General features: G+C 68.5%; 2 protein-coding genes. Both read left to right on the forward strand.

Annotation, left to right across the window (positions count from 1 at the left end; genetic code table 11):
• Nucleotides 1-355, forward strand: a 355-nt coding sequence (locus tag KPL81_RS20530) for an electron transfer flavoprotein subunit beta/FixA family protein (protein ID WP_422674159.1), incomplete at its 5' end; no start/stop codon positions are given.
• Nucleotides 352-1,100 (forward strand): electron transfer flavoprotein subunit alpha/FixB family protein (locus KPL81_RS20535; RefSeq protein WP_219793715.1); only part of this gene is annotated, 749 nt, incomplete at its 3' end. The genes KPL81_RS20530 and KPL81_RS20535, both read left to right, overlap by 4 nt.

Genomic DNA, 1,100 nt, shown 5'->3' on the forward strand with positions numbered 1-1,100 from the left:
GCTGGCCGGCCTGCCCCAGGGCACCTTCGCCTCGGAAGTGACGGTCGAGAACGACAAGGTGCAGGTGACCCGCGAGATCGACGGCGGCCTGCAGACCGTCGAGCTGACCCTGCCGGCGGTGATCACCACCGACCTGCGCTTGAACGAGCCGCGCTACGCCAAGCTGCCCGACATCATGAAGGCCAAGAAGAAGCCGCTCGACGTCAAGTCCCCGGCTGACCTCGGCGTCGAGGTGGCGAGCCGGCTGACGCTGGCGAAGGTCGAGTCGCCGGCCGAGCGCAAGGGCGGCATCAAGGTGGGCTCCGTCGACGAGCTCGTGGACAAGCTGAAAAACGAAGCGAAGGTGATCTCATGAGCGTACTCGTCCTTGCCGAACATCACGACGGCCAGCTCGCCGGCGCCACCGCCCACGTGGTCGCGGCGGCCAAGGCCATCGGGGGTGATATCGACGTACTGGTGGCCGGCGAGAACGTCGGCGCCGTGGCCGAGGCCGCGGCCAAGCTCGACGGCGTGAGCAAGGTGCGGGTGGCCGATCACGCGACCTATGCCCACCAGCTCGCCGAACCCCTGGGCGCGCTGCTGGTCGAGCTCGCCGGCGACTACAGCCACGTGCTGGCCGCTGCCTCGACCACCGGCAAGAACGTGCTGCCGCGGGTTGCCGCACTGAAAGACGTCAGCCAGCTCTCCGAGATCCTCGAAGTGGTCGACGGCGACACCTTCAAGCGTCCCATCTACGCCGGCAACGCCATTGCCACGGTCAAGAGCGCCGACAGCCTCAAGGTGATCACCGTGCGCACCACGGCGTTCGATGCGGTGGCAGAGGGCGGCAGCGCCAGCGTCGAGAGCGTCGACTTCGTGGCCGAGAATGGCCAGTCCACCTTCCTCAAGCAGGAGCTGGCCCAGAGCGACCGTCCCGAACTGGGCGGTGCGCGGGTGGTCATCTCCGGCGGTCGCGGCATGGGCAGCGGCGAGAACTTCAAGCTGCTCGACGGTATCGCCGACAAGCTGGGCGCGGCCATCGGCGCCTCGCGTGCCGCGGTGGATGCCGGCTTCGTGCCCAACGACATGCAGGTGGGGCAGACCGGCAAGATCGTCGCGCC

The sequence above is a fragment of the Billgrantia antri genome, from assembly GCF_019430905.1.
In the GTDB taxonomy this organism is placed as follows: Bacteria; Pseudomonadota; Gammaproteobacteria; order Pseudomonadales; family Halomonadaceae; genus Halomonas; species Halomonas antri.